General features: G+C 60.5%; 29 protein-coding genes, 1 tRNA gene and 1 pseudogene. 11 read left to right on the top strand and 20 right to left on the bottom strand.

Features of this window, described 5'->3' with window-relative positions:
* Positions 1-32 precede the first annotated feature (32 nt).
* From P5689_RS08075 to P5689_RS08050, 6 genes are read right to left on the bottom strand one after another with little or no spacing between them, the layout of a single operon-like run.
* Positions 33-1,232 carry a phage tail tube protein gene (locus P5689_RS08075; RefSeq protein ID WP_285532734.1) on the bottom strand — a complete coding sequence of 400 codons (1,200 nt, stop codon included), beginning with the start codon at positions 1,230-1,232 and terminating at the stop codon, positions 33-35.
* A gap of 1 nt (position 1,233) precedes the next feature.
* Positions 1,234-1,779 carry a hypothetical protein gene (locus tag P5689_RS08070; protein WP_285532733.1) on the bottom strand — a complete coding sequence of 182 codons (546 nt, stop codon included), beginning with the start codon at positions 1,777-1,779 and terminating at the stop codon, positions 1,234-1,236.
* 21 nt (positions 1,780-1,800) lie between these two features.
* Positions 1,801-2,232 carry a hypothetical protein gene (locus P5689_RS08065; protein WP_285532732.1) on the bottom strand — a complete coding sequence of 144 codons (432 nt, stop codon included), beginning with the start codon at positions 2,230-2,232 and terminating at the stop codon, positions 1,801-1,803.
* Entirely contained in the window at positions 2,232-2,555 is a 324-nt protein-coding gene (locus P5689_RS08060) for a hypothetical protein (protein ID WP_285532731.1), read from the bottom strand. Before P5689_RS08060 ends, P5689_RS08065 begins: the two co-directional genes overlap by 1 nt.
* Positions 2,552-3,211, bottom strand: a complete 660-nt coding sequence (locus tag P5689_RS08055; RefSeq protein ID WP_285532730.1) for a hypothetical protein — start codon at positions 3,209-3,211, stop codon at positions 2,552-2,554. The genes P5689_RS08060 and P5689_RS08055 overlap by 4 nt, the downstream gene beginning before the upstream one ends.
* A gap of 13 nt (positions 3,212-3,224) precedes the next feature.
* The gene (locus P5689_RS08050; RefSeq protein WP_285532728.1) at positions 3,225-4,430 is read right to left on the bottom strand and encodes a phage major capsid protein; all 1,206 of its coding nucleotides are present in this window, start codon (positions 4,428-4,430) and stop codon (positions 3,225-3,227) included.
* 137 nt (positions 4,431-4,567) lie between these two features.
* Here P5689_RS08050 and P5689_RS08045 point away from each other — a divergent pair, with 137 nt between their 5' ends.
* Positions 4,568-4,846, top strand: a complete 279-nt coding sequence (locus P5689_RS08045) for a YrhB domain-containing protein (RefSeq protein ID WP_285532726.1) — start codon at positions 4,568-4,570, stop codon at positions 4,844-4,846.
* A gap of 31 nt (positions 4,847-4,877) precedes the next feature.
* On the opposite strand, the gene P5689_RS08040 is transcribed toward P5689_RS08045, so the two are convergent.
* The 4 genes from P5689_RS08040 to P5689_RS08025 are packed head-to-tail and all read right to left on the bottom strand — an operon-like array spanning position 4,878 to position 8,854.
* A complete protein-coding gene (locus tag P5689_RS08040; RefSeq protein WP_285532725.1) occupies positions 4,878-5,486 on the bottom strand; it encodes an HK97 family phage prohead protease in 609 nt (202 codons plus the stop codon).
* Positions 5,479-6,804 (bottom strand): phage portal protein, encoded by a 1,326-nt coding sequence (locus P5689_RS08035; RefSeq protein WP_285532724.1) that lies wholly within the window; start codon positions 6,802-6,804, stop codon positions 5,479-5,481. The genes P5689_RS08040 and P5689_RS08035 overlap by 8 nt, the downstream gene beginning before the upstream one ends.
* Positions 6,801-8,501, bottom strand: a complete 1,701-nt coding sequence (locus P5689_RS08030; protein WP_285532722.1) for a terminase TerL endonuclease subunit — start codon at positions 8,499-8,501, stop codon at positions 6,801-6,803. The genes P5689_RS08035 and P5689_RS08030 overlap by 4 nt, the downstream gene beginning before the upstream one ends.
* Positions 8,502-8,503: 2 nt before the next feature.
* Positions 8,504-8,854 carry a hypothetical protein gene (locus tag P5689_RS08025; RefSeq protein ID WP_285532721.1) on the bottom strand — a complete coding sequence of 117 codons (351 nt, stop codon included), beginning with the start codon at positions 8,852-8,854 and terminating at the stop codon, positions 8,504-8,506.
* 331 nt (positions 8,855-9,185) lie between these two features.
* Between P5689_RS08025 and proP the strand changes: the two genes are divergently transcribed.
* Entirely contained in the window at positions 9,186-10,640 is a 1,455-nt protein-coding gene (gene proP / locus P5689_RS08020) for a glycine betaine/L-proline transporter ProP (protein ID WP_285532720.1), read from the top strand.
* A 55-nt stretch (positions 10,641-10,695) separates the two neighbouring features.
* Complete coding sequence (locus P5689_RS08015) at positions 10,696-11,919, top strand: AI-2E family transporter (protein WP_285532719.1); 1,224 nt, start codon at positions 10,696-10,698, stop codon at positions 11,917-11,919.
* Positions 11,920-11,927: 8 nt separating this feature from the next.
* Here P5689_RS08015 and P5689_RS08010 read toward each other — a convergent pair whose 3' ends face one another.
* Positions 11,928-12,248, bottom strand: coding sequence for an HNH endonuclease signature motif containing protein (locus tag P5689_RS08010; RefSeq protein ID WP_285532718.1), 321 nt, complete (start codon positions 12,246-12,248; stop codon positions 11,928-11,930).
* A 262-nt stretch (positions 12,249-12,510) separates the two neighbouring features.
* Here P5689_RS08010 and P5689_RS08005 point away from each other — a divergent pair, with 262 nt between their 5' ends.
* Positions 12,511-12,978, top strand: coding sequence for a hypothetical protein (locus tag P5689_RS08005; protein ID WP_285532717.1), 468 nt, complete (start codon positions 12,511-12,513; stop codon positions 12,976-12,978).
* A gap of 61 nt (positions 12,979-13,039) precedes the next feature.
* On the opposite strand, the gene P5689_RS08000 is transcribed toward P5689_RS08005, so the two are convergent.
* From P5689_RS08000 to P5689_RS07970, 7 genes are read right to left on the bottom strand one after another with little or no spacing between them, the layout of a single operon-like run.
* On the bottom strand, positions 13,040-13,489 hold the full coding sequence (locus tag P5689_RS08000) for a DUF6362 family protein (RefSeq protein WP_285532716.1): 450 nt from the start codon (positions 13,487-13,489) through the stop codon (positions 13,040-13,042).
* Positions 13,486-14,466, bottom strand: coding sequence for a hypothetical protein (locus tag P5689_RS07995; RefSeq protein ID WP_285532715.1), 981 nt, complete (start codon positions 14,464-14,466; stop codon positions 13,486-13,488). The genes P5689_RS08000 and P5689_RS07995 overlap by 4 nt, the downstream gene beginning before the upstream one ends.
* 1 nt (position 14,467) lies before the next feature.
* Entirely contained in the window at positions 14,468-14,761 is a 294-nt protein-coding gene (locus tag P5689_RS07990) for a hypothetical protein (protein WP_285532714.1), read from the bottom strand.
* The gene (locus P5689_RS07985) at positions 14,758-16,290 is read right to left on the bottom strand and encodes a DnaB-like helicase C-terminal domain-containing protein (protein ID WP_285532713.1); all 1,533 of its coding nucleotides are present in this window, start codon (positions 16,288-16,290) and stop codon (positions 14,758-14,760) included. The genes P5689_RS07990 and P5689_RS07985 overlap by 4 nt, the downstream gene beginning before the upstream one ends.
* Positions 16,283-16,477 (bottom strand): hypothetical protein, encoded by a 195-nt coding sequence (locus P5689_RS07980; protein ID WP_285532711.1) that lies wholly within the window; start codon positions 16,475-16,477, stop codon positions 16,283-16,285. Before P5689_RS07980 ends, P5689_RS07985 begins: the two co-directional genes overlap by 8 nt.
* Positions 16,477-17,070, bottom strand: a complete 594-nt coding sequence (locus P5689_RS07975) for a hypothetical protein (protein WP_285532710.1) — start codon at positions 17,068-17,070, stop codon at positions 16,477-16,479. Before P5689_RS07975 ends, P5689_RS07980 begins: the two co-directional genes overlap by 1 nt.
* On the bottom strand, positions 17,067-17,537 hold the full coding sequence (locus P5689_RS07970) for a hypothetical protein (RefSeq protein ID WP_285532709.1): 471 nt from the start codon (positions 17,535-17,537) through the stop codon (positions 17,067-17,069). The genes P5689_RS07975 and P5689_RS07970 overlap by 4 nt, the downstream gene beginning before the upstream one ends.
* Positions 17,538-17,778: 241 nt before the next feature.
* Here P5689_RS07970 and P5689_RS07965 point away from each other — a divergent pair, with 241 nt between their 5' ends.
* From P5689_RS07965 to P5689_RS15540, 6 genes and pseudogenes are all read left to right on the top strand, one after another.
* A complete protein-coding gene (locus tag P5689_RS07965) occupies positions 17,779-18,303 on the top strand; it encodes a helix-turn-helix domain-containing protein (protein WP_285532708.1) in 525 nt (174 codons plus the stop codon).
* Positions 18,304-18,388: 85 nt separating this feature from the next.
* Positions 18,389-18,694: a hypothetical protein gene (locus tag P5689_RS07960; RefSeq protein WP_285532707.1), complete on the top strand. Its 306-nt coding sequence runs from the start codon at positions 18,389-18,391 to the stop codon at positions 18,692-18,694.
* Entirely contained in the window at positions 18,691-18,867 is a 177-nt protein-coding gene (locus P5689_RS07955) for a hypothetical protein (protein ID WP_158625463.1), read from the top strand. Before P5689_RS07960 ends, P5689_RS07955 begins: the two co-directional genes overlap by 4 nt.
* Positions 18,864-19,010 (top strand): annotated as a pseudogene (locus tag P5689_RS15545) (helix-turn-helix domain-containing protein); the annotation flags it as partial. The gene P5689_RS07955 and the pseudogene P5689_RS15545, both read left to right, overlap by 4 nt.
* A gap of 29 nt (positions 19,011-19,039) precedes the next feature.
* Positions 19,040-20,035 carry a site-specific integrase gene (locus P5689_RS07950; RefSeq protein ID WP_285532705.1) on the top strand — a complete coding sequence of 332 codons (996 nt, stop codon included), beginning with the start codon at positions 19,040-19,042 and terminating at the stop codon, positions 20,033-20,035.
* A gap of 123 nt (positions 20,036-20,158) precedes the next feature.
* Positions 20,159-20,296, top strand: coding sequence for an HNH endonuclease (locus P5689_RS15540; protein WP_352230624.1), 138 nt, complete (start codon positions 20,159-20,161; stop codon positions 20,294-20,296).
* A gap of 164 nt (positions 20,297-20,460) precedes the next feature.
* On the opposite strand, the gene P5689_RS07945 is transcribed toward P5689_RS15540, so the two are convergent.
* Together P5689_RS07945 and P5689_RS07940 are read right to left on the bottom strand one after the other, a co-directional pair.
* A tRNA-Thr gene (locus tag P5689_RS07945) sits at positions 20,461-20,535 on the bottom strand.
* A 476-nt stretch (positions 20,536-21,011) separates the two neighbouring features.
* On the bottom strand, positions 21,012-21,542 hold the full coding sequence (locus P5689_RS07940) for an SRPBCC domain-containing protein (RefSeq protein WP_235075434.1): 531 nt from the start codon (positions 21,540-21,542) through the stop codon (positions 21,012-21,014).
* A gap of 128 nt (positions 21,543-21,670) precedes the next feature.
* Between P5689_RS07940 and P5689_RS07935 the strand changes: the two genes are divergently transcribed.
* A complete protein-coding gene (locus P5689_RS07935) occupies positions 21,671-22,642 on the top strand; it encodes a LysR family transcriptional regulator (protein WP_023978323.1) in 972 nt (323 codons plus the stop codon).
* Positions 22,643-22,660 lie beyond the last annotated feature (18 nt).

Genomic DNA, 22,660 nt, shown 5'->3' with positions numbered 1-22,660 from the left:
CGCCTGTGATGTTGCGAGCGAAGACCAGGCGATCAGGCCGGGAAAATGCTCAGGGCGAAGGTGCCGCCCCCCGGTCGCGGGTTGCCCTCGATGTCGAAGGTCGCAACGATCGTGCTGTTCTTCGATCCTGCATTGATCTGCGGGTTCTGCAGCGAGGCGTTATAGAAAGTCAGGCCGTAGCCATTACCCTTTTTGTCCTTGAGCAGAACCTGAACCGCTCCCTGCCAGTCGTCCTGGAATTTCTGGTATTCGGTGCTGTCACGGAAAAAGAGCTGGATCTGGCCCGACACCATGAAACTGCCGGGCCGCTGCCCGACAGCTGCCACGCTGCCCATGGCGAAATCCTGCCCTGCGCCGTCGCGCGTGATCGTCAGCTGAAACTGACGGATCGGTGCCGTGACCCGTTTGCGATCCAGCCAGAGCGATCCCCATCCCTTGACCGGGTCGAGGACGAAACTGTCGGTCGGCGGCAAAAGGTCACTCGCAGGCGATGACGTCACGCGCTGCTCGTCGCGAAAATCGAGATCGGCAGAGATCGTCGCAAACTGGCCCTGGGCAATCGAGATCTGGATCTGCTTTACAAATCCGCCCGTGCGCACCAGCATTTCATCGCCCAGCTGCTCGATAAAGGTGAGGCTGTTGAACGTGGCTCCGTTGACGATGCGTGGACATTGCACAGAGGCCCCGGCATCGAGCAGACCTTTGCCTATGGTGAAAACCCCATCGGCAGGATCGAGGAAATCGCCGCGCGCCTCATACGGGAAAATGGCATCGATCTTATCGACAGGCGAGCGCAGGCGCACAAAACCGACCGACGGCAGCACGTTCCAGATCTGCTGCCCTGTGGTTGCGAGGACCACCCTGCCGCCCGTCCAGGAAAAGGCACTGAGATCCATCTTCACGCCCTCGGGGATGGAAACGGATCGATCGTTTTGCGTGCCCGAACACGCACAGGCCAAAAGCACATCATAAGAGCCGAATGACAGAGCTCCGGACAATGTGCCGCCGACGGCCTGTTGCGTCGTGACGGCCTGGGAGGCCTCCCAGTTGGGATTGATTTCCTCAGGGCGCTGCCTCGTATTCTGTCTGCGGAAACTCTCACCGGTCAGGCGCAGGCGCTGATAGGGGCCACTCGGCGCTACCCCATATGTGACCTCGCGTGCGTAGGCGAGAATGGTGTCATTGGCCTGTACCCCGGCCTGAAATCCTGCTGTTGCACCTGAAAAGGCCATATCACGCTCCCTTCACGGCAGGCGTGGCAGAGGAGCCGCCGGAGTTGACGGCACTGCCCGCGTTGGCCGATGCCCCTGAATTCGAACTGGAGCCCGCCGAGGTAACGGAGCTGGGGCCGGTCGATCCGGAAGCATTGTTGGTCGATGACGCCTTTTCGAGAGATGTCGTCGCGCCGGAACCATCTTCAGGCTGATGACGCATGAGCGCGACGCGGCGGCCATAGCAAAGCTGCAGGGTGAGTGCGAGCGGGGCGGCATCGCTGCTTTGACTTGTCAGATACTGCCCGTCAGACGCGAATGTGCCGGGCTCGTCCTCCTGTTCGACCAGAAGCTCGTAGCTTGCCCCTTCTTCAGCACGCGAGGGCGTGATGGGGGATGGAATGCCGCCCATAGCCCGATAGGGCGACACGGCCACACGCAGGCCGGTTGCGACATTGGCCGCCACCTTGTCGAGGGCGATCGACGCGCCGGATGCGTCAAAGACAGCACCGGTCAGCACGAAAAGACCGCTGTTGTCAGCGGTCTCCACGAGGGGAAAGAATTTCATCGCAAACCTTTCGGAGAATAATCAGGGTGCGGCGAGGCAGTCCTGGTATCGGTAGCGGATCATGAGACTCATGCTGATCCAGTTTCCCGTTATGTCGGGATCGGGCGGATAGAGACTTTGCCCGTCGTAAAAGAGCCCGTCAGGCCAAGGGGTATCCTCGCGCATTTGCGCGCGAAACATGGTGCTCATCGTCTTGCACAGGGTCAGCGCGTCAGGCGTCGAGATCCTGCCCACACGCATGGTCAGATGCAGCGCGATCTCGCCTTCTTCTTCCATGGCACTCTCGCCCAGACCGAGCCTGTCGGATCGGCTGGTCTGTGTTTCCATGCGCCAGTGGATATCGGGCCGGTCTTCTGCGGGCTGCATCAGTACGTCGACCAGCGGCAGAGACTGCTGATCCGCCACCCGTGAGGCCCGGGCATAGGCATCGTTCCAGACGATATCGGACAGCATCACGAACCTCCCGAGGCGATCAGGGTCCAGCCGCACAACGTACCCCGATCGTAAACCGGGCTGGCATCGGTCAGGGTGTAGGTCTTCGGCCCGTCGCGCAGGGTGTCTCGCAGGCGGGGCCTATAGCCACTGCGCGAGGTTTCATCGGCGGTGATCTGGGCGATGAACGGTGCTTTGCCAACCCCTTCGTCGAGCTGGGCGGCCTGAGGTGGCGGGGCGTAACCCAGAACAGTCAGGCTCTCACTCAGATCGGCCCGGCTCAGCACCATGAGACGCCCGGCACGCAGGATTTGCCGCCTGCGTCGGCTGGCGCCTACGCTCATGACAGACCCGCCTGCGCATAGCGGGCGATGATGGATGCCGCATCGGGGGGCAGACCGCCAAGGCTTGCATCGGGCATGGCCCAGCTGCTTGCGCCCACGCCCTGCTCGCTCTCGGAACGCAGGAGCGGGTCGCCGCGCTGGGCAGTGAAGAACAGGGCCCGGGCGGTCGAGAGCGTGGCGGCGCGGATATCGGCGGGCACGGTCGGGGCCAGGGGCTCGCCCTGATCGTCTTTCATGCCCGGCAGGATCCAGCCGCCCCGATAGGTCACGCGATAGCACCCCGGCCACCACCATGCACCCTGCAGGTGAGAGGGATAAAGCAGGCCGGACCAGGCCGCGCACTCCCAGCCCTCGGGGCCGGGGTCGAGGGTGAAACCATCCTGCGTGACGGTGACGATCTCGACCACAGGTGAGGCCGTGAGAGCGAGCGAAAGGCGGCGCTCGCCATCCCCGACGCGCAGGGTCTGGCGATACAGACCCGCAAGAACCGGACGGCCCAGCGTGGCCTGTACGAGCGCCGTGGCCTGGGCCAGATACTCGTTCAGGGCCGGGTCATTGTTCTGCCCGGCTGGCTCGCCCGCCAGCTGATCGCGCAGGGCGTCGAGCGAGACCAGGGTAAGGTTTTTGTCTGGCGCTTCGAGAATGGTGAGCGTCATGACCTGCTCCCGATCAGGATTTCTTTGCAGCCGTCGCATCGGGCGGCAGGGTGCCGGTAATGAAGGATTGTTGACGATAAACGACGAGGCCGGTGCGTTCCTCAATGCGAACGGTAACCATGTTTTTCTCGAAATCGTCGCCCACAGTGGCCACCTCGACTGCGACGGACTGCCGGTCGAAAATCTGCGCACCGGAGGCAAAGGCACCCACCAGAAAATCGCCCTGTCGGATCGTGTTGCTGACGACAACAGGCAGACCCCACAGGGAGCGCGTCGCGACGGATTGCGGGTCGCCGAGGACATAGCGGCCAATGCCGTCCTTGACGGAGGTAATACGAAACCAGTCGATCTCGTGCAGGACGATGCCAGTTGCCGGGTAGAGCGAGAGCGATGCCTGCAGCATGGCCATTCGGATCGTATCGAGAGCGGCATCTGGAACCGTAAGACCGGCCGGCGCCGCAAAAGCGGTCGCCTGCTTCATGAGACCGAGGATATTCGCTCCCGTCCCGTCACCGTACATGAACTGGTATTCCTCGACCTGCTCGAGCCCTGCGACGCCCTGCGCATTGATGATCGAGACGAGCTCGGGGGCATCGTCGAGTGCCTGCTTGGACGCCTTGAACAGATGGGCGATCACCGCGACATTTGCCCGGCTAAGCTCGAAACTAACATCCGAATACGGCTTGGCCGCACCTTCGGCGACCGGTGCAGCCTTATTGATGAAGCTTTTCTGTCGGACGAATTCGATAATGGGTGACGAGGTCGCTCCGGAGGGGATGAGGTTGCGCAAGGTGGGTTGCGGCAGGCGGATCATATCGATACCCGGCAGGCGCATTGCGGGGATGAGAGATGTTCCGGCAGACGTCGTCGCGCCCATGGTGGCAGGCCCTGTCGTCAGTGCCTTTCGCTCCATCTCGGTCCTGACCCGTCCCTGAAAAGACGATTTGAGGTCACGTGCCGCATCGCTGGCCATGAACTCTTCGCCAAGCGACCGGGTAGCGTCCCTGGACGGTTCGTGGTGACGGGCGGCTTTCTGTTCCAGATCGGTCAGGCGGGTAGAGAGCCCGTTCATTTCGGCCAGGGCCTTGTCTGCACTGGCCTTGGTTTCTTCCGTGACCTTGCCGAGGTTGCGCAATTCCGTGGTTGAGGCTTCGGCAAAACGCTTGACCTCATCGGTCGCGGCCTTGAGTTCGCGGGCGGCCTGTTCGTAATCAGACATAGGGTAATCCTCATAAAAAAAGGGCGCCAACATGCGCCCTCGAGAGATAGATGATTGATGTTCGTATCGACGATTTGGTCCGGATCGCGTAGCGTCAGAGCAAGGCGGGCTAGAAGAATTTGATAAAAGGATCAGTCATGACGTTCGACGATGCCAGAGCTGCCGTAGAGTTTTATTTGAGCAGATCTGACAAACCTCTCCAGATCGTTTTCGAACAGGAATTCGAGAGCGGGTGGTGTTTTCGTTATCAGTCGGAACGCTTCCTCAAGACACACGATCCCGATGATCAGCTTACCGGCAGCGTGCCGCTCATTGTCGACCGAAAGACAGGCAAGATACGCGTCTGTCCGACCGACAGCCCCCTGGAAGATAATCTTGCTTATTACGCGCGGACCGGGTCGTTCCTGCGCAAATGACGCGCTTCGTAACCGAGCAGCCCGAACCGGATCAGCGGAGGCTCGCATATGACTGCGATCTGACCGCTTCGACGAGACTACGGCTGGCGGCGCGAAGCTCTGCCGCCAGATCGGGCAGTTGCGGCCCCACCGGGTAAAACCGCCTGCGCATTTCGGTCACGCGGGCGAGCGCGTTTGACGGGTCATCCACCAGGCTGACCTCATGCAGGTTCACGGCCCTGATCTGTCGGCGCGGGCCGCCTGGAGCGGTGCCGGGGGTTGCGCCGTCCTTGCGCACGGAAAAGCCAATGGAAAGGCCGCCGAGCGCGCCATCCTTGACCAGGCCGTAAAGCCTGCGCCCGTAATCGGTATCCATGCCAGACAAACGCCCGCGCAGATGCAGACCGTGCGCATCTTCGCTGGCATCCTCCCAGATGCCGACCGGCAGGCCGTCACCGCCAAGGATTCCGTGCATGACGTGCATCGGAATGTTGCGCCCCTGCGCCTTGCGCTCGGCCAGGGTCTCGGCAAAAGCACCGGGCAGGACGATATCGCCGTGCGCGTCCTGGTGGCCGAACACGCTGCCATAGCCCTCGAAGCTGCCCTCTTTCGCGTCGGGTGCAAACTTCCACTCGAAAGCAGCGGCCAGATAGTCATTCATTGTCATCTCCCGTGATGCCGGATTGCGTGCCGGGCAGTCGGTTACTGGCAGGCGGGTCTTGCCCGCTTGTGGCGGTCAGGTTGCGGGGCTTGCCGATATCGGCAAGCGGGATCATCTGGGCCTGCACCATGAGCACATCGCCGCCCGGCATGGGGGGCAGGTTGTCATTCGCTCGGGCCTCGTTGACGGTCATCCAGCCCGAGCGCAGCGCGGTTTGCATGTAGCCCGCACGCGCCGTGCTATCGCCACGCAGGAGGGCATCGACATTGAACCGGGCGAAATACCGGTCACGCTCGACAGGCGAGAGCAGACAGCGTGAAACAGCCTGCTCGATGCGTTGCAGCCAGGGCATGAGGGCATATTGCAGGAACCAGAGATTCATTTGTTCCAGCCCGGTGCCCCAGGCCGTGGATTTTTCCATCGCCCCGATCATGACCGGCTGCACCCCGAACCACCGGCAAAGCGTGGCGACGCCCAGCTGACGGGTTTGCAGGAGTTGCAGATCCTCGGCCTTGAGCCCGATACTCTCGACCTTCCACCCGCCCTCGAGCAGGGGCGTCTTGCCCGCGTTCATCGCGCCCGAGTAATCGGCGAGGATTGCCTTCGCCTGTTCCTTTTGCGCTGCGCTCAGATAGGTCGGAGCGGAAATATAGGTCTGCGAGAGCAGGCCGTTGCGGAACATGCGCCCCGCCGTTTCCTCGGCGGCGAGCGCGGCCCCGATGGATTGCCGTCCCGCCGTGATCGGCGAAATGCCCATGAGCCCGTCAAAACAGAAGCCCTTGATGTGGAAGATGTCGCCCTCATCGAGCGCGAGTGTCTTGCCCTGATAGCTGTAGCGATAGACCACCGCCCCGGTGCTGGGATCGCGCTGCACCGTCATCCGGTCAGGGCGCAGCGGGTTGAGGGCCACGATCTGTCCGTCACCGCGCCGCATGATCTGGGCGAAGCCATTGCCCCAGGCGAGGCAGCACGCGGCCATGCACGACCAGAACTCGATGGGCGTCATATCGGCATTCGGCGCGCGGGCCAGCACCCGGTAAAGCGGGTGATCGCGGGCCAGGGACGATTGCCCATCACCCTGCTGCTCATGCAGCTTGAGCGGCATGGCGCCGATTGTTTCGGACAGGAGCCGGATACAGGCCCAGACCGTGTCGAGTTGGAGCGCGGTATCGACCGAGACACGCTGGCCGGAAATGCTCGGCCCGCTCGCCATGAAAGCGCCGAGGCGCAGATCGGTGAGGGATACGCCCGTGACGGACTGGAAAGCCGTGCTTGCGGCCTTGTAGGCCATGCCGCGCAGTCTCGTGGCGATGCTCATACGGCAATGATCCCGGTTGAGAGAAAATCATCCATCCGGCCGCCACCGGGCGGCTCGGGGTTGCGGCTCATCAGCGTCACCGCATTGAGCAGCGCCATCAGCGGGTCGATCTTGAGATAGCCCGCCGCCTGTTTGGTGATGATGATGGCATTGCCCCGCGGCTCGACCTTCGCATTCGAGACGGCCCAGCCCATGATGGGCCGCGCACCATGGCAGAGCGTGCCATCCGCCAGCTTGCGCTCGGCCGTCTTGATGGCACCCGAGAGCGTCCAGCCCTGCGAGATGCCCACCACGCGCTCATGCGCGATACCGATCTGGGCCAGCGCATCGACAATGGCGCCCACGCCCATCGGGTCGAGCCCCACGATCGCGAGCTTGTTGCTCCGGTCGATCGTGCCGAGGACCGCCACCAGCTGATCGATATCGGTGCCGGGCTCGGCGGTGATGATCAGATCGCCCTGCGCCTCGAAGTCGCACAGCTGGCTGGCCTCACGCTTGCGAAGCGCCAGCACGCCCTCGAACACCCAGCTTTTCTGCCAGTGCAGCCATTGGCCCGTGATGGTGTCGCGCCCGAGAACTGCCAGCGAAAGCAGATCGTCGAGGCCGCCGCCGTCGATGCCCGCCACGATGACCTCGCAGCGTTCGATCAGGGCTTCGAGGGTCAGCGTGTCATCGCCTGCGCCCTGCCAGTAATCGGCCCCCACCCAGCGATCGGAACGCAGGGCAAGGCCGATCTCGACATTGAGATGCTGCGAGGCCCAGCTGGCCAGTTCGCCCACGCCTTTCTCGCGTGCGTCCTCATACTCGCGCTTCAGGCGGTCCAGCGTGATCGACCGGCCGAGATTGGGCAGCACCATCGGCCAGTACGCGGGATCCTCCCAGGGCGCGGCCTCGCCGGGCAGTTTGGAGGGCTGCTGGATATCGGGCGGCAATTCGTACAGGACCGGCAGAACCGGCTGGAAGCGTTTGCCGTCGCGTATCTCGCGGGCACGGATCAGATCCTGCGCGAACACGCCCCGAGGCGGGCCGTCGCTCTGTGTGGTGATGATGGCCAGGAACGCCTCGGGCTGGGAGATCATGCCACCGCGTATCTGGCGCATGACGCTGCCCGCATCGTTGCGCATGGCAATGACGTGCTGCTCATCCACCAGTACGCCTGCGGGCTTTACGCCAGTCATGACGTCAGGGCTGAAGGCCTTGACCTGCAGGGTTGCGCCTGTCGCGTGAAGCCTGAGGCGCTTGAGATGCTGCTGCACCTGAAAGCAGCGCATCAGCGTGCGGTCGTTCTGCACCATGCCGAGCGCTTGGCTGAAGGCGAGATCGGCAATTTCCTTGGTGGGCGCGACGATCAGGAACTCGGCGTTCGGGCGCTCATTGACGATTACAGCCGTCAGCATCAGCCCAGCGCCGTTCGTGGTCTTGCTGTTCTTCTTCGGCACCAGAAGAAACAGCTCCTGGATGGCGCGCATGCCTGTGTCGGGATCGAGCGCGCCGAACAACGCCGAGACGATCTCGCGAAACCAGTCGCCGCAGGCCTCGGCCATGGCGGGCGTGCCGGGTACGTCAGGGATGCGCAGACGATCGAAGCAGCGCACGGCCCGCGCCGCGAGAGCGGGATTGAGCGGCTCCAGATCCGGCAGGAGGGACCGGCCGGCACGCAGGCGCGCCTCCCAGTCCTTCCGGCTCAGATCCAGCATGGTCAGTTCCTTCTGTTGATCGGGGGCAGATCGTCGCCCCAGCCGCTATCGAGGCCGGGCAAAGCGGGCTGATCCTCGCGTGGGGCTGCGAGGCGGGCATGGGCGTAGGGGAGAGCGGCCTTGGCAGCGTCAGCGCGTATGGCGGCGGCCAGACTGCGATTGCGGTAGATATGCGTGAGGAAGGCGAGCGGCGAGCAGGTCGACAGATCCTGCGGGCTCATGCCGCTCAGGGCATCGAGGCCGGGCGCAAGTGCTGAGGGATCGACCACGAGCGGGCCGTTCCAGTCCACCTGCTTCCTGTTCCGGCTGCCCTTTTTACGTCCGGCGCCAGGACGTGCGCCACCATGAGCCATTTCTGGTCCCTTTCCTTGATAACTTGATTTCCTTGATAGACCGGAAAATCTGCCGCTGAGCCTTGCGCGGTTGCGGGGGCAGGATCCGGCCGGACTTTCGACCCGCCCCCTCGGGGTCAGCAGGTCGGGGTTTCGCGGGTCCGGATGGCCCGGACGCGGGCCGTCTTGGAGCTGCCGAAAGTGTCTGCCCACAAATCGGGACAGATTACATTTTCGACATCTTAAGGGGTTCCTGATATTGTAACTGCATGATTTCCTTGATGTCAGTGAATGCGGGGTTCGTACCCTGCAGCAAAAACCGCTCCCTCAAACCAGAGAGGGAGCCTGCTCAATGACGAAAGATCCAAGTTCTCATCCACATCTCGGATGGTTCAAACACAGGCGCCAGCTCAACCATCAGGATATCACCGTAGTCGACTCTGACATGCTCAGGCGTGCCGTCGGTGCCGCGGCATTGGGTAATGCCATGGAGTGGTTCGATTTCGGGGTCTACGGCTATATCGCCGTGACATTGGGCAAGGTCTTTTTCCCAGACACCGACGCCTCGATAAGCCTGATTGCCACGCTCGCCACGTTCTCGATCGCCTTCCTCATACGGCCTATCGGTGGAGTCATTTTCGGTCCGCTCGGTGATAAATACGGTCGGCAGCGAGTGCTGGCCGCCACGATGATTGCCATGGCGCTTGGGACTTTTGCGATCGGTTTGATTCCGTCCTACGCCACTATCGGTATTTGGGCCCCGATAGCCCTGCTTGCAGCGCGCCTCGTTCAGGGCTTTTCGACCGGTGGAGAATACGGAGGCGCCGCAACGTTCATCGCCGAATACTCGACCGATCGTCGTAGAGGCTTGATGGGAAGCTGGCTCGAGTTCGGCACTCTTGCAGGATATGTCGCCGGCGCTGGTCTCGTGACGCTGTTGCAGGTGAGTCTGAGCGAAGAGACGATGCTCGCGTGGGGATGGCGTATTCCTTTTCTTCTCGCGGCACCTCTGGGGCTTTTGGGCCTGTACGCACGCACAAGACTGGAAGAGACACCCTCATTCAAAGCGTATGCGCTCGAAGCTGAAAAGCGCGAGAATGCCCGTCCGGGCTGGCGCCACCTGTTTGCCGTGCACTGGCGGCAACTCGCGAAGTGCGTGGGCCTCGTTCTCGTTTTTAATGTCACTGATTATATGCTGCTCGCCTACATCCCGAGCTATATGACCGTTTCTCTTGGCTACGCAGAGAGCAAGGGCCTGATCCTCATCATCGTCGTGATGATCCTCATGATGCCGATCAATATTATTGGCGGTTTCCTGAGCGATAGCATCGGGCGCCGACCAATGATCCTGGGCGCGTCAGCTGCCTTACTACTTCTTGCAATCCCGTGTTTCCATCTGATCCAGAGTCATTCCGATAGCTTGATCTTTCTGGGATTGATGCTGCTCGGCATTGCCCTGGCCGGGTTCACGAGCTCCATGCCATCTACACTGCCAGCATTGTTCTACACCCCGATTCGCTATACGGCCCTCTCGGTAGCATTCAACTTGTCCGTTTCTCTCTTCGGCGGGACGACACCGCTTCTGATGGCCTGGCTGGTAAAGAAGACAACATATCTGGACATGCCCGCCTGGTACCTGATGGGCGCAGCGTTCATCGGCATCGTTACAATGCTGACCGTTCGTGAAACGGCAGGAATGCCTTTGCGAGGATCACCGCCAGCGGTAGGCAGTATGGAAGAGGCAAAAGACCTGTTGCAAAGCGGGGTGGCGGTTACGGTCGATCCTGTCCCTCCCGCGGCCACTTAACATTGCGCTCCCGACTCCGACCGCACACCAACCGATAAAAGGAACACATGGTCAGATGGCCTCTCGTCTCATTTCTGAACGTCATCCCTGGGTAAAGTATCTCGCACTCATCAGCATGGGCGTTGCGATCTATGCCGGGGCAATCTGGATCTCGTTCTCGCTTATTGTCGCTCTGGCATGGGGCGCGGTCATCGCCATTGCTGTACGGCCGATACAGCGCAAACTCGGACAGCTTATCGGTGCAAAGATGGCGGCCATCAGCCTTATCGGGCTGACCTGCGTGCTCTTCACGATCATGGCTGGCATAGCGGGTTATGGCGCGGTAACCGAAATCGGATCGCTTTCGGAAAAAGCCCACCATCTCATCGCTCCTCACCCGACATCGGCCCCGGCAAACGGTCCTGACGCAGCCACGCAAGATCGTGCCGTATCGCCGCGGAACCACGAGAGTGCGGGGAAGCCCGAGCCGACAGATCATAATGGGGAAGAAGCAGGCTCTGGCGACAGTGCGACGCCAGCCCTGCCGCCTGCCGTCTCAACTCGGATCGACAAGGTCAAAAGCGTGCTTCCAGCAAGCCTCGCAAACAAAATTGACCCGCAACAAATCATGAAGATGGCCAAGGCCCAGACCAAGTCGATCTCCAAGATCGCAGGGCTCGCAGCTTTCAAGATCCTCAAAAGCATCCCGCATCTCCTGGAAGCCTTTTTCATCGCCATGCTGACCGCAGCATGCTGCCTTCTTTCCTACGGGCGGGTCACTTCATCTCTTCGCAGGGTCAGTGTTGAGCTCACCCAGCGTGACGACATTCTTCTGCACATCGTTCGCAGCATTCGTGGTGCCGTCAACGGACTGGTTCTCGTTGGTATCGGCGAGGCGCTTGTCTGCTCGCCTTTGATCTTCATTGCGGATGCCAGCCATGCGGTCATCCTGACGATCCTTCTGGCCATTGCTGCGTCGATCCCGTTCTGCGGCTATCCGGCGGCAATTCTCGTAGGCGGTATCGTCGCAGCTTCAGGGTCGATGAACATGGGCATTGCCGTTGCTGGCTGGGGGCTCTTCGTTCTGTTCTGCGGTGAGCATTTCGCCCGTCCGAAGTTCATCTCCGACGAGACCCGCCTGCCGTTCCTGCACACGATGATTGCCATCCTGGGGGGCCTGCACATGCTCGGCCTGGTAGGCCTCTTCATCGGGCCGGCCATTGTGGCTGCCGCTCACATGCTGTGGTGCGAACTCGATGGCTCACGCCGAGGCCAGGAGAGTTCAAAACAAACTGCTTGACGCTCATCTCAAACCGTTTCACGGCAACGGATCGCCCGAACGCGGGCGGTCTTTATGCTGTGGCAGGAGCCGCAAAGCAGCTGGACATTACTTGGATCGAGCGGTGCGCCGCTGTCTTTCAGCTCATGGATATGATCGCCGAAGATGCGGCAGCCTGTGCGGCCGCAGGCCTCGCAGCGTCGGCCGCGCTGGGCGAGAAGGCGGGACATGAGGCCGCGCCATTCGGGCGAGAGGTAGATGGCTTTTGTTTGCTTGGGCAGCGCCATTGCAATGCCAACCTGGATGCTGCGAACCGCTGGCGCAATGCATTGCAGTTTGCGGGCTGCCATGGGTCACCGCTCCGTAAAACAGGCACAAAAAAGACGCCTGCCCAATCAGGCAAGCGTCTCGTAAGTATGACAAACACATAACTGCAAAAATGGAAAATATGGAAGAAAAAAATGGACCGCGATCTTTTTTAATCCTGCGCTCTATCTGTGCTATCATCTCATATAAGCCGCGACGATATAAAACATCTCTCACGCGCGAGCATGCCGATTATTTATTTCTTCAATAATTCGAAAATAATAATAAAATCTTATGGAGGCACAAATGAAATACGGTAGACGCATAATATCTAAATGTTTTTTCGGTTTTGCAGGAATATTTCTAATTACGTTAGCTATATTTATGATAGTCTTTTCGTGCTTCGATCTGGTCGGCTCTTTTCTGATTTCATTTACTGATGCGAAAACAAAGCTATTAAAAGCAATCAGCATCGTAGTGATAGCACTCGCAGTTTTCGATGTGGCAAAATATTTCCTCGAGGAGGAGTTTTCCAAACCCACCGGCAATCAGACTCTGAACGAAGCCAGGGTCAGTCTGATGAAATTTGTGAGCTCAATTTCCATCGCATTATTTGTCGAAGGGTTGGTTGGAGTGTTTGAAGCCTCGGACAAGGCTCCTAGCAATATTCTTTATCCGGCATTTCTAATATTGGTAGCCTCTGCAGTCGTGTTGACCATGGGAGTATACCAAAGAATGAGTGTTAATGCCGAAAAAGAAAAAGCAAGTCTCTGATAGTATTTATCAGAAACGTCGGTGTGAGATCCGGTTGTTTTCAAATTACCTACGGCACCTTTTAAGACCACGTTTTTGGAAGGCGTAGCCGTCTCGCAATTACCGCACAGGCACCATCGAAGCGCGCTTTCGCTGTATGGTTGGATACACCAAGCCGTTTCCCGATCTGCTCCCATTTCCACCTGTTATCGCCCGAGATCGGATGTCGGATCATGCGCATATGCACGACCATCTTTTGCTGCCGGTCCTCGATCAGCGGTATCCAGGTCAGCACGATATCCAGTCGGTCGATCTGTTCAGCGGTCGGCCTGGGCAGGAACTCATCGCTCTCACGATCCCAACCAAGATCTTCCAGATCGCGCAGATAGTCCGGCCATGTGCTTCTCGCACCGGCTGGGCGCAGACCAGTGGCGGGAAGGGCCGCAAGCGTAAGGGCCGCCTCGTCCAGCCATTCGCCTACCTGCTCCGGCAGGCTGCGCTCAGGGTCGAAATGCACGGACATCCTGCTCATGCGGCCAGCCTTGCGCGTTCGAGGTAGTCGGCACGGTTCGGAATCGGCTCATTGACTGCACCCGCAATGCCGGACGCCACACGCTCGCGCCATGTGTCCATGTCCTGTTTCCAGGCGCGATCGGCTTCGATCTCGGCCTCGTTCAGTGGCGCTTCGGGCACGTCGCGATTTGCAATGGCTGTGCCGATCGCCTTGCCGAAATAGCCCAGATGGCTGATCGAAGCGCCCTTGCTGCGCTGCCGCTCGGACACGGATTCCACCACGCCCAGGATCAGCCGTTCGGTTTCCTCGGCGCTCAATCCGTCATGCAGGGCATCGGCTACCCATTGGCGCACGATGCGGTAATTACCCATGTCACGCGCTGGGTCGAACCCGGCCGCTTCGAACGCCATAGGGCCGATGCGCTGATAGGCCGTGTCGATTTGCGCATCACTCACCTGCGCCCCAAGCTTAGCTTTATCTTCTAAGCTTATATTACAAGCTAAGCTAAGCTTGTCGCGCGCGTAGGAGGCTTGGGTTTTGCTCTGGGTTTCCTGCGACACTTTTTTCCCTCCTGAGATCGGCATCATGGCGGTGCGTTGGCGCGGGTCGTGCTGCGGCATGGGATTAGCGTTTTTCGGCGGTCTTCCGCCCTTTTTGCCGTTCAATCGCGACGCAATGGCGCGTCGTGTCGGCTGGAGCGTTTCAGGCAATCCGACCAGCCCGCTTGCCGCGTCATAGGTTATCAGCCGGATTCTGGCGTAGGTTTCCATGTAGGTTTCGAGCTGGGTTTCCGTCACATGAAACCGGAAGCGTGCAAGCGTCGCGAGGTCGGGCGCACCGTCCTTGCCGGCGTGCAGAATGCCATCAGCACCGTATTCCAGAATGGCCGCAATCAGACGCACCCACACCACCACCGCCTCGGCGGCCAACGTGAACAGGCGCAGGTCACTGGCGACCATCGCGAGCGCCCGTCTTTCGATCGAAGATTTGGTCATCTCAGTACGCTTTCAGACGATACCCGTCCGCGACGGGCTCGATAATGTCTCGATTGACCAGATGCGACACGGCGCCGATCACCTCGGCCGGGTCTGCTGCCAGCAGGCGCGCAAGGTCAGGCACAGTCAGCGCCTGGCCGCGTGCAGGCGCACGCAGCTCGGTGACGACATCGGCGATATCGGCCAGATGCAGCCACATGCCGCGTGCGGCGAGCGGCAGCACAGACCAGCGCGGGTCGGCCATGATGGCGCGGGCGTGGATGCCGTAGCGGCGGCGCGAAGCGGGGCGCGTCATGCTGCACCGTCCCGACAAACCCAGGCCGGGCTGCGCGGGTCTTCGCACTCATCGCGAAACCAGGTGCTGTCATCATCGAAGCGCATGCGTACCGATCCGGTCCCGCCATGGCGGTTCTTGCGGATCAGGATCTGCGCCTTGCCGACCGACTCCTGCAGGCGGAACTGGAATTCAGAGCAGCGATTGGCGAACTGCTCGGCCGTTTCCTTGTCGCGCCTCTGTAGCCCGTCACCACTGGCCTCTTTCTTGAGATAATAGTGGTCGCGATAAAGAAACGCGACGAGATCGGCGTCCTGCTCCAGCCCGCCGCTATCGCGCAGATCGGCCTCGGTCGGGCGCTTGTCCTCGCGCTTCTCTACCTCACGGTTGAGCTGGGCGAGCGCGATGATGGGAATGCCGAGTTCCTTGGCGAGGGATTTGAGCCCGGCGCTGATCTCGGTCATTTCCTCATAGCGGCCGCGACGACGCGCGGCATCGCTGCCATGCATGAGCCCGACATAATCGAGTACGATGAGGCCAAGTCCGCGCTTGCTGCGCTTCATGCGGCGCGCGCGCGAACGCAGCCCAGCCACGGTCAGCCCGGAGCGCACATCCAGCTCGAGCGACACGGCCTCGGCGGCTTTTTCTCCCGCCTGGAGATCCTGCCACTGCCACCCCTCGAGCGGGACACGCAGCCCCGTCTCGATATCTTCGGGAATATCGTACCGCCGTCCTGCAAAGACCGAGAGCGTCGAGAGCCCGGCATAGGCCGCACCGGCGCGCGCGCCAATCTGCCGCGCGGCCATCTCGCCCGACCAGAACAGAACGCGCTGCCCGTTGGCGGCAACACGCATGGCCACGCCGAGCGCCCAAGCGGTCTTACCCATGGCCGGGCGAGCGCCGATCACATAAAGCGCCTCATCGAGTAGGCCGCCTGTCATCCGGTCCATGGCGGGATAGCCCCATGAAAGCCCGGCCAATGCCGAGCCCCGCAGCAGGTTCTCCTGCCCGCAGGCAATCGCCTCGCGGATCGCTTCGGAGATCGTCACGTTCGGCAGGCTTTCGCGCATGTTCTGGGCAATATCGAGCAGCCCGGCTTCCATCTGCTCGACCAGATCCTCGCCCGTCTGGCCACCGGGGGTGAGGCAAAGCCGGGCGACATCAATGCAGTGGTTGCGTAGCTGGCGGCGCGTCCAGGCGTCGAAGATGGCGCGCCCATAATCGCCGGCATTGAGAATGCCAACCGTGGCCATCATGATCTGGCCAAGATATTCCGCCACGTCACGCCCCATGAGCACTTCGGAATCGCCGATCTCGTTGCGGATCAGGATCACATTAGGCTCGACACCCGCCATGTGCATGCGGAGCGCGGCAGCGTAAATCACGCCATTGAGCGGCTCATAGAAATGCTCGGCCCGCAGATATTCCTCGACCATAGGTAGGGCACGACGGCCATTGGTCAGGATGGCCCCCAGTAGCGCCGCCTCGGCCTGCATGTTTTCGGGCTCATTGACCGAGGCCAGATGCCCGAGCGGTTGAACGTCACCCATGACGTATCTCCATGATCTGTCGGCTTTGGGGGCGTGTTGCGGTCAGCCCCAGCGCCTTAAGCATGCCGCGCGTGGTGCGCTCGGAAATGCCAAGGCGCGTGGCAATGAGCCGTGCCGGGAAGCCCCTGCGGTGATAGCCCTGCACGGCAGGCGCGAGGCGGGTGCGATCGAGCGCAGGACGAGCCATCAGCCTTGCCCCCTATGCGTTTCGCACCGGCGGATGAATGGCGAGTTCACCGAAAAGTCTGCGCCGCAATAGAGGCACTTGCGATGCCACACGCCCGACACCTGCGCCGTGCTGGCCGAGGGTTTGACAGGCGGCACATCGCTCTCAGCCAAGTCGCGGTCGGCCCCGAAACAAGCGAGTACGGCACGCACATGACGCAGCGGGATTTCATTCCAGGACTTCACACTGTCAGGCGCGACCTTGAGCGCCTCACCCAGGGTTTTCTTGCCGCCACGCCGGGCGCGTATCTTGCGCACGATATCGCGCGCCTGGCGGCATTCGGCGGGTGTCACGACAGGTGACAGCGCCCGAATTGCCCGCTCCAGCCTGCCGCTTTCATAGGCTCGCAGGAAAGGACGCACATGGTTCGAGGGCACATGATGCCATTTAACCACCGTGTCAGGCTGGCGACCGATCAGCCCGGCGAGGGCAATCCGTGCAATACGGGTCCGGCACAGCCTGTTGAATACGGCATTTGCGTGAGCCTGCTCGCCCGAACTGGCCGATTTGCCGCGCAAACCGGGGCCACGGGCGGAGGCAAGAGCGCCGCTCATGACACACCCCGCAGCGCTGCAACGGGTTCTTCCATCGCCTTCTCAGTGGCGCGCAGATTATGCAGGGCATGCCCTACGGCGCGATGCAGGCTTGAAAGCGTGGCCCGCATGGCCGTGACTTCATGCGTCTCAACAACACCATCCGCCAGCACGCGAAGCGTCGTGGCGATCGTTTCATTGAAGCTGTGCGATACCTTCTCGATATCGGTAGCAAGATCGCCCTCGCCCACCTTGAGCGGCGTGAGGATATACCCTTCAGCCAACGCCATGGCGGCCAGAACGATCGGCTCCTGCGCACAGCGATCCATCTCGAGCGCGACATCGACCGGCACGACCGATTGCGAATGGCGGTTTTGGTAGTCTGAAAGCTGCGACCGCCCGACGCGGACGAAACTCGCCGCTGCATCGACACCGCCCACAGCGCGAATGACAGACTGCGTGGCCGTCTTGATAGCATGCGTGGTCATGGCTGGGCCCTCGATCCGACGGAACCCGGCGAGGAGTAAGGCGACCTTGCCCGGACACCCTTCGGATGACGGCGCGGCATGCAGCCAATAGCCTGCAGAGCATGATGGATTCTCATGCTGCATTCCTTTGTGCGACAGAATTGAAGAGATCAGGCCGGAGTGTCTCGGGGGGAACGCCCGCCTCACGAGACACGGCGTGAAGGTGTCGTTTGGGCACTCTTTCCCATTGCGAAACTGCCGCATGAGAAATTTTGCAGGCCGCTGCAATTTGCTTAACGGCGCCTTTGCGACTGAGAATGTCCGAAAGGATAGGATCACGCATGTCGATACATTACCGGCGGTAAGTATGGTAAGCAAGACAATTAAGGTGGGACCTTGTCAGGAATCTGCCATCAAATTGGATATGAGCAGTGCGAAATCCAGGAAGAATCCCCCGACACCAGCCGCTATAGCGATGGGAATCAGGATAAGAACACAACGCGAACATTTGGGCTTTACCCAAGCTCAACTTGGCGGCATGATCGGCGTTACAGAAAACGCGATCGCCCAATATGAAACTGGGCGTTCTTCGCCTAGGAGGGAGCGCGTTCCAGCGCTTTTAGACGCTTTGGGCAGATCGATTGGCTGGCTTTTGACCGGAGACGAGCCCGAAGAAGAAGTGAAAGCTCAGACCAAAAAGGAGCGTGAGATTCTTATACAGGCTCGCGACCTCCCTCCAGAGCAGCAAGATATCCTCCTTAAGATGATCTCCGCCCTCAAAAATTAATCTTACCGCCGGTAAGAAAATTCTTGCTCGCTATAATTACCGCCGGTAATAGTTTCATCGTTCGTCCACGATGGAGCGCAAGCCGATGTCAGCATCGCCGGTTCAAACCGTTTTTCTCCCCGACAGACCAACCACACCACCGCTCACCGGGCGCGATACCATCAGGGCCAAGCGGGCCATGGCATCCTATATGGATAGCCTAGCCGAGCAGGCAGGCTTTGCCGGGCGCACCGCAGCCGAACGCCTGTGGCGAAACGCTGCGGCCGACAAGCGCCACGAGGCCGAGCAGATGGAACGTGCCGCCCAAGGGCGCAGCATCATTCCTGACGCCCCTAATGCCAATCCCGTTCTAGCCCTACTGGCCCGTCACGGGCGTCTGGGACGGTCATGACCAAAATGCTCTGGAGCGCGATCGCGCGAAATCCGATCACGGCATGCCTGATCCTGTTTCTCCTGCATCAGATCGTGAGTTCTGCCCGTATCTGGCTGCGCTGCCGCGATCTGGAGACACAACTTCGGACGCTCGATGCCCTGAAGACTTCCGACTTTGATGAGGACTCATGACCCACATACGCAAGACGGCGGCAGAGGTAGCGAACGAGCTGCGCGTATCGCCGCGCCTCATCCAGAAGCTTTGCGCCACGGGCGCTCTACGCGCCGCCAAGATCGGTTCTGTCTGGCGCATAACGACGTCAGCGATTGACGACTATCTCGATCAGGAGGCCAGAAGGCCGTCGTGTCCAGCAATCTCTACCAGGCCGCAAACGGCACCTATTACGCTCGGATCCAGATCAAAGGGCGCGACATCCGCCGATCGCTACGCACGACTGATCGGCGTACAGCCCGGCAGCGACTCAAAGAGCTGCTCGAAAAGGCGGAAGACCAGCGCGCCGGCATAAAGCCCCCTGAGGTCAGGAACTGGGAAGACGCCGTGGTGCGGTGGGAGGAGCTGCAATTTGCCGATCTGCGCCCCAGCACCCAGACGCGATACCGCACGAGCCTGCGGCAGCTCCACCCCTATTTCGCGGGGCGGGATATCAGCCTGATTACCTCCCGCGACGTGCATGAATTCGTGGCGGCGAGACGACGCACCAAGACATCTGGTGCCACCATACGCCGCGACCTGATGGTGATGGGCCGCATCATGCGCGTAGCGCGTCGTGCCGGCTGGATTACCGCCAATCCGGTGCCGGACGAAATGGAAGAGATCAAGGAACGCCGCGAACCCATTCGGCCCGTGGCCTTGCGCGACCTCGCGCGCCTGACGCGCCGCGCCCCACCCGGCATGCGCGACATGATTCGCTTTCTGGCCCGGACCGGCTGCCGGCAGGAAGAGGCCGCCTCGCTTTCATGGGAGCAGCTGGACCTCAAAGCCCCCTGCCCCACCGTGACCTTTGCCAGAACGAAGACGAGATCGCCCCGCGTGGTCAGGCTCTCGACCAGACAGGCCCGAGAGCTGCAACGCAGCCGCCCGGAAAACGCGAGCGGCTACGTCTTCCGCAACCCGTCAGGACAGCGCTACACCAACGTCCCGGGCCGCTTCCGCGTGCTACTAGCCAGCGCCATACCGGACAAAGCCCGCCACTTCCGCTGCCACGACCTGAGACACACCTACGCCATCCGTGCCCTGCAACAAGGCGCCTCGATCTATGAGGTGTCCCAGCAACTCGGCCACAGCTCGGTCAAAACCACCGAAATCTATGCGGCCTGGTTATCGCGTCGGATACGGTGATTGAGGAAGCTTTAAGCAACGGACGGCGATATCGGCGGCGACAGGACCTTGGCCGCTCGCCTCAAGTAAACATCATCCCGATAAAATCGCGCCCCTCTTATTTGCGCTTATCACATCAAACCATTGCACCTCATTGAGCCTGGGACGAAGACCAAATTGTCCGACCTGGCACTTCTATGTGCCAATTGTCACCGCATGATTCACGCGCGTCGGCCTTGGCTCAGCTTGGACGAGTTGCGTCAGATCATTACCCCCCGGTGACAGGGAATTCCGAGCGCGAAACTTTAACTTCTTGGACGATTTTTTGATTCGGACGTTCAAAAGTCCGCGTAATTCATATCCGGCTTTTTATCCGACATGCCATGCGCTGTGCTCTATTCGTTCGCACAATGCGCTTTCCAGAATGCTTGATTTATAAGGAGTTCTGGTGCCGGGTGAGGGATTTGAACCCCCGACCTTCGGTTTACAAAACCGCTGCACTACCACTGTGCTAACCCGGCATGGCGCATGAACGGGTTGCTTTTCGTCGCTAATCGCGGATTCGTCAAGATCTTTCCCGCGCAACGATGATGACGAACTGCGCAGCCCCTCGCCTCTCGGCGGCACGTTCGCTTGTGCAGGGTCATTCCTTTCGATGAGTGTTCGGGCCTAAGAACAAGGCAAATTTGAGCTCGATATGTATCTCGATGCTAGCGCAAGCTGCCTTTCTCCGGTCCTCACATGCCGGTTCCACACGCGCATGGTCGGAACGTATCAGACCGCGGAGGGTACAGCCGCACACGATCCGGACGCGAGCACCGCAACGCTCTCGGCTCTCGGCGGAACCGTTATGCCCCTCAGCGCGGCAACGCCCAGAACTGAACCTGCACCAGACTTGCCGACAGATCGACCACGCCGCCAAGCCAATAACAGGCATCTCTCGGGCCTGTCTCAACTGCGCCATTGCTAATCGGCGGCCCTGGCCTGGATACTGATGTCAGAGAAAGCCCTGCGCTTGTCTTATCAGCCCATCCAGCCAGTCCTGATGGCCATTGAGCATCGGGTTGGGCCGGGTCGTGGCCAGGGCCTTGACGGGTGCTCCGTTCTGGGTCTCCTGCGTCAGGACACGCAAACGGTTGCCAGGCAGCATCTCAGCAAGCCAGGCATGATGCACGTCAAGCCGTGTCTCGGTGCCCTTCTCTCCTGCCCAGCCATGCCAGGCCAATCTGCCGGGTTTCCCGTGTTCGGGTGCCACATATTCCGTGACGCGGGCCTCAACAGGGAAACCGAAGGTTTCGAAGGCAAAGTGACATCCTGCCGATAATTGCGGGCCATCGTCGTTGTGAATACGCGGGTTGGCGGCGTTCGCGTAGTAGCGGGGCCATTCATCCGGATGGGTCAGAAGTGCCCACACGCTGAGCAACGGCACGTCAGCCACGATGCATTCATTGGAAACGAAATTATCCGCCAGGCCAGGTAGGTACCCCTGAGGCCAGAGAATGGCGTTCATCACAGGATAGGGGGTCATGGGGGTATCTCCTCTTCACTACTCCCTGAACTGTCAGATTTGTCCCATCATGAAAAATCATGATTGATGATCTGATCCATCACTTGATGTGATGAATCGAACATCCTTCATGGAGGGGAAAAGCTCTTATGGACAGGCTCGGAAGGCTCGATCTCACACAGCTGCGTGCACTCGACATGCTCGTCACCACACAAAGCGTCACCCGTACCGCATCCCTCATGAGCGTCACACAACCTGCCATAAGCAACATGCTTGCCCGGCTGCGTGAGACCTTTGACGATCCGCTCCTTGTACGTCAGGGGCGGTCACTCGTCTGCACCCCCCGTGCCCTTGCCTTGGCCCAGCCATTACGTGCGATTCTGACTCAGCTCGATAGTCTGGCAGAGCCTGTCATTTTCGATCCGGCAACCGCCTCTCTTATCCTGTCTGTTGCCGCCACCGATTATGCGATCCACACGGTTCTCCTCCCCTTTATCGCCCGATTGCGGGTCGTGGCGCCTGGCATACGCATTGCCCTGCATGACCTGAACGGGGAGACAGCGCAGGACCATCTTGAACGTGGGGTTCTCGACTGGGCGTTGCTTGCCAGCGAAGCCTGCACGCCAGCGCTGCATGCACAAAAGCTTTTCCATGAGACATGGCTCTGTGCGACCCGTCTTGGGCATCCCGCTCTCTCCGGAGGCATGACACTCGACCGGTTCTGCAAGGCTGATCATGTGGTGGTATCGCCAGACGGAGGCGGCTTCGAGGCCATGACCGACGCTGCGCTGCGCCGTTTGAGCCTGAAACGCCACGTGGCCGTTTCGACCTCGGGCTTCCTCATGGTGCCTGATCTTCTGACCCGCACAGATCTTGTCGCCGTGCTGCCCTCACGCCTTCTGGCGACACGTCATGATCTGGCGGTTTTCGCGCCACCTGCGCCGCTCGTCCTGCCGGGGTTTGACAAATATCTTGTCTGGGGAGAGCGCACCCATCTGGATCCTGCCTACCGCGCCTTGCGTAAGCTGCTATCCGATACGTGCCATGACCTGGCACTTCCCTCTCCCAACCAGCACGACCACAGCCTGACAACCGAAATCATGCCAATCCGCGCGGGGTGAGAAAAATGGTGCAGACAT

Source organism: Asaia sp. HumB (assembly GCF_030263835.1).
GTDB classification, from domain to species: Bacteria; Pseudomonadota; Alphaproteobacteria; order Acetobacterales; family Acetobacteraceae; genus Asaia; species Asaia bogorensis.
The sequence above is the reverse complement of the archived record's forward strand: the minus strand, read 5'-3'. Positions and strand labels throughout refer to the sequence as shown.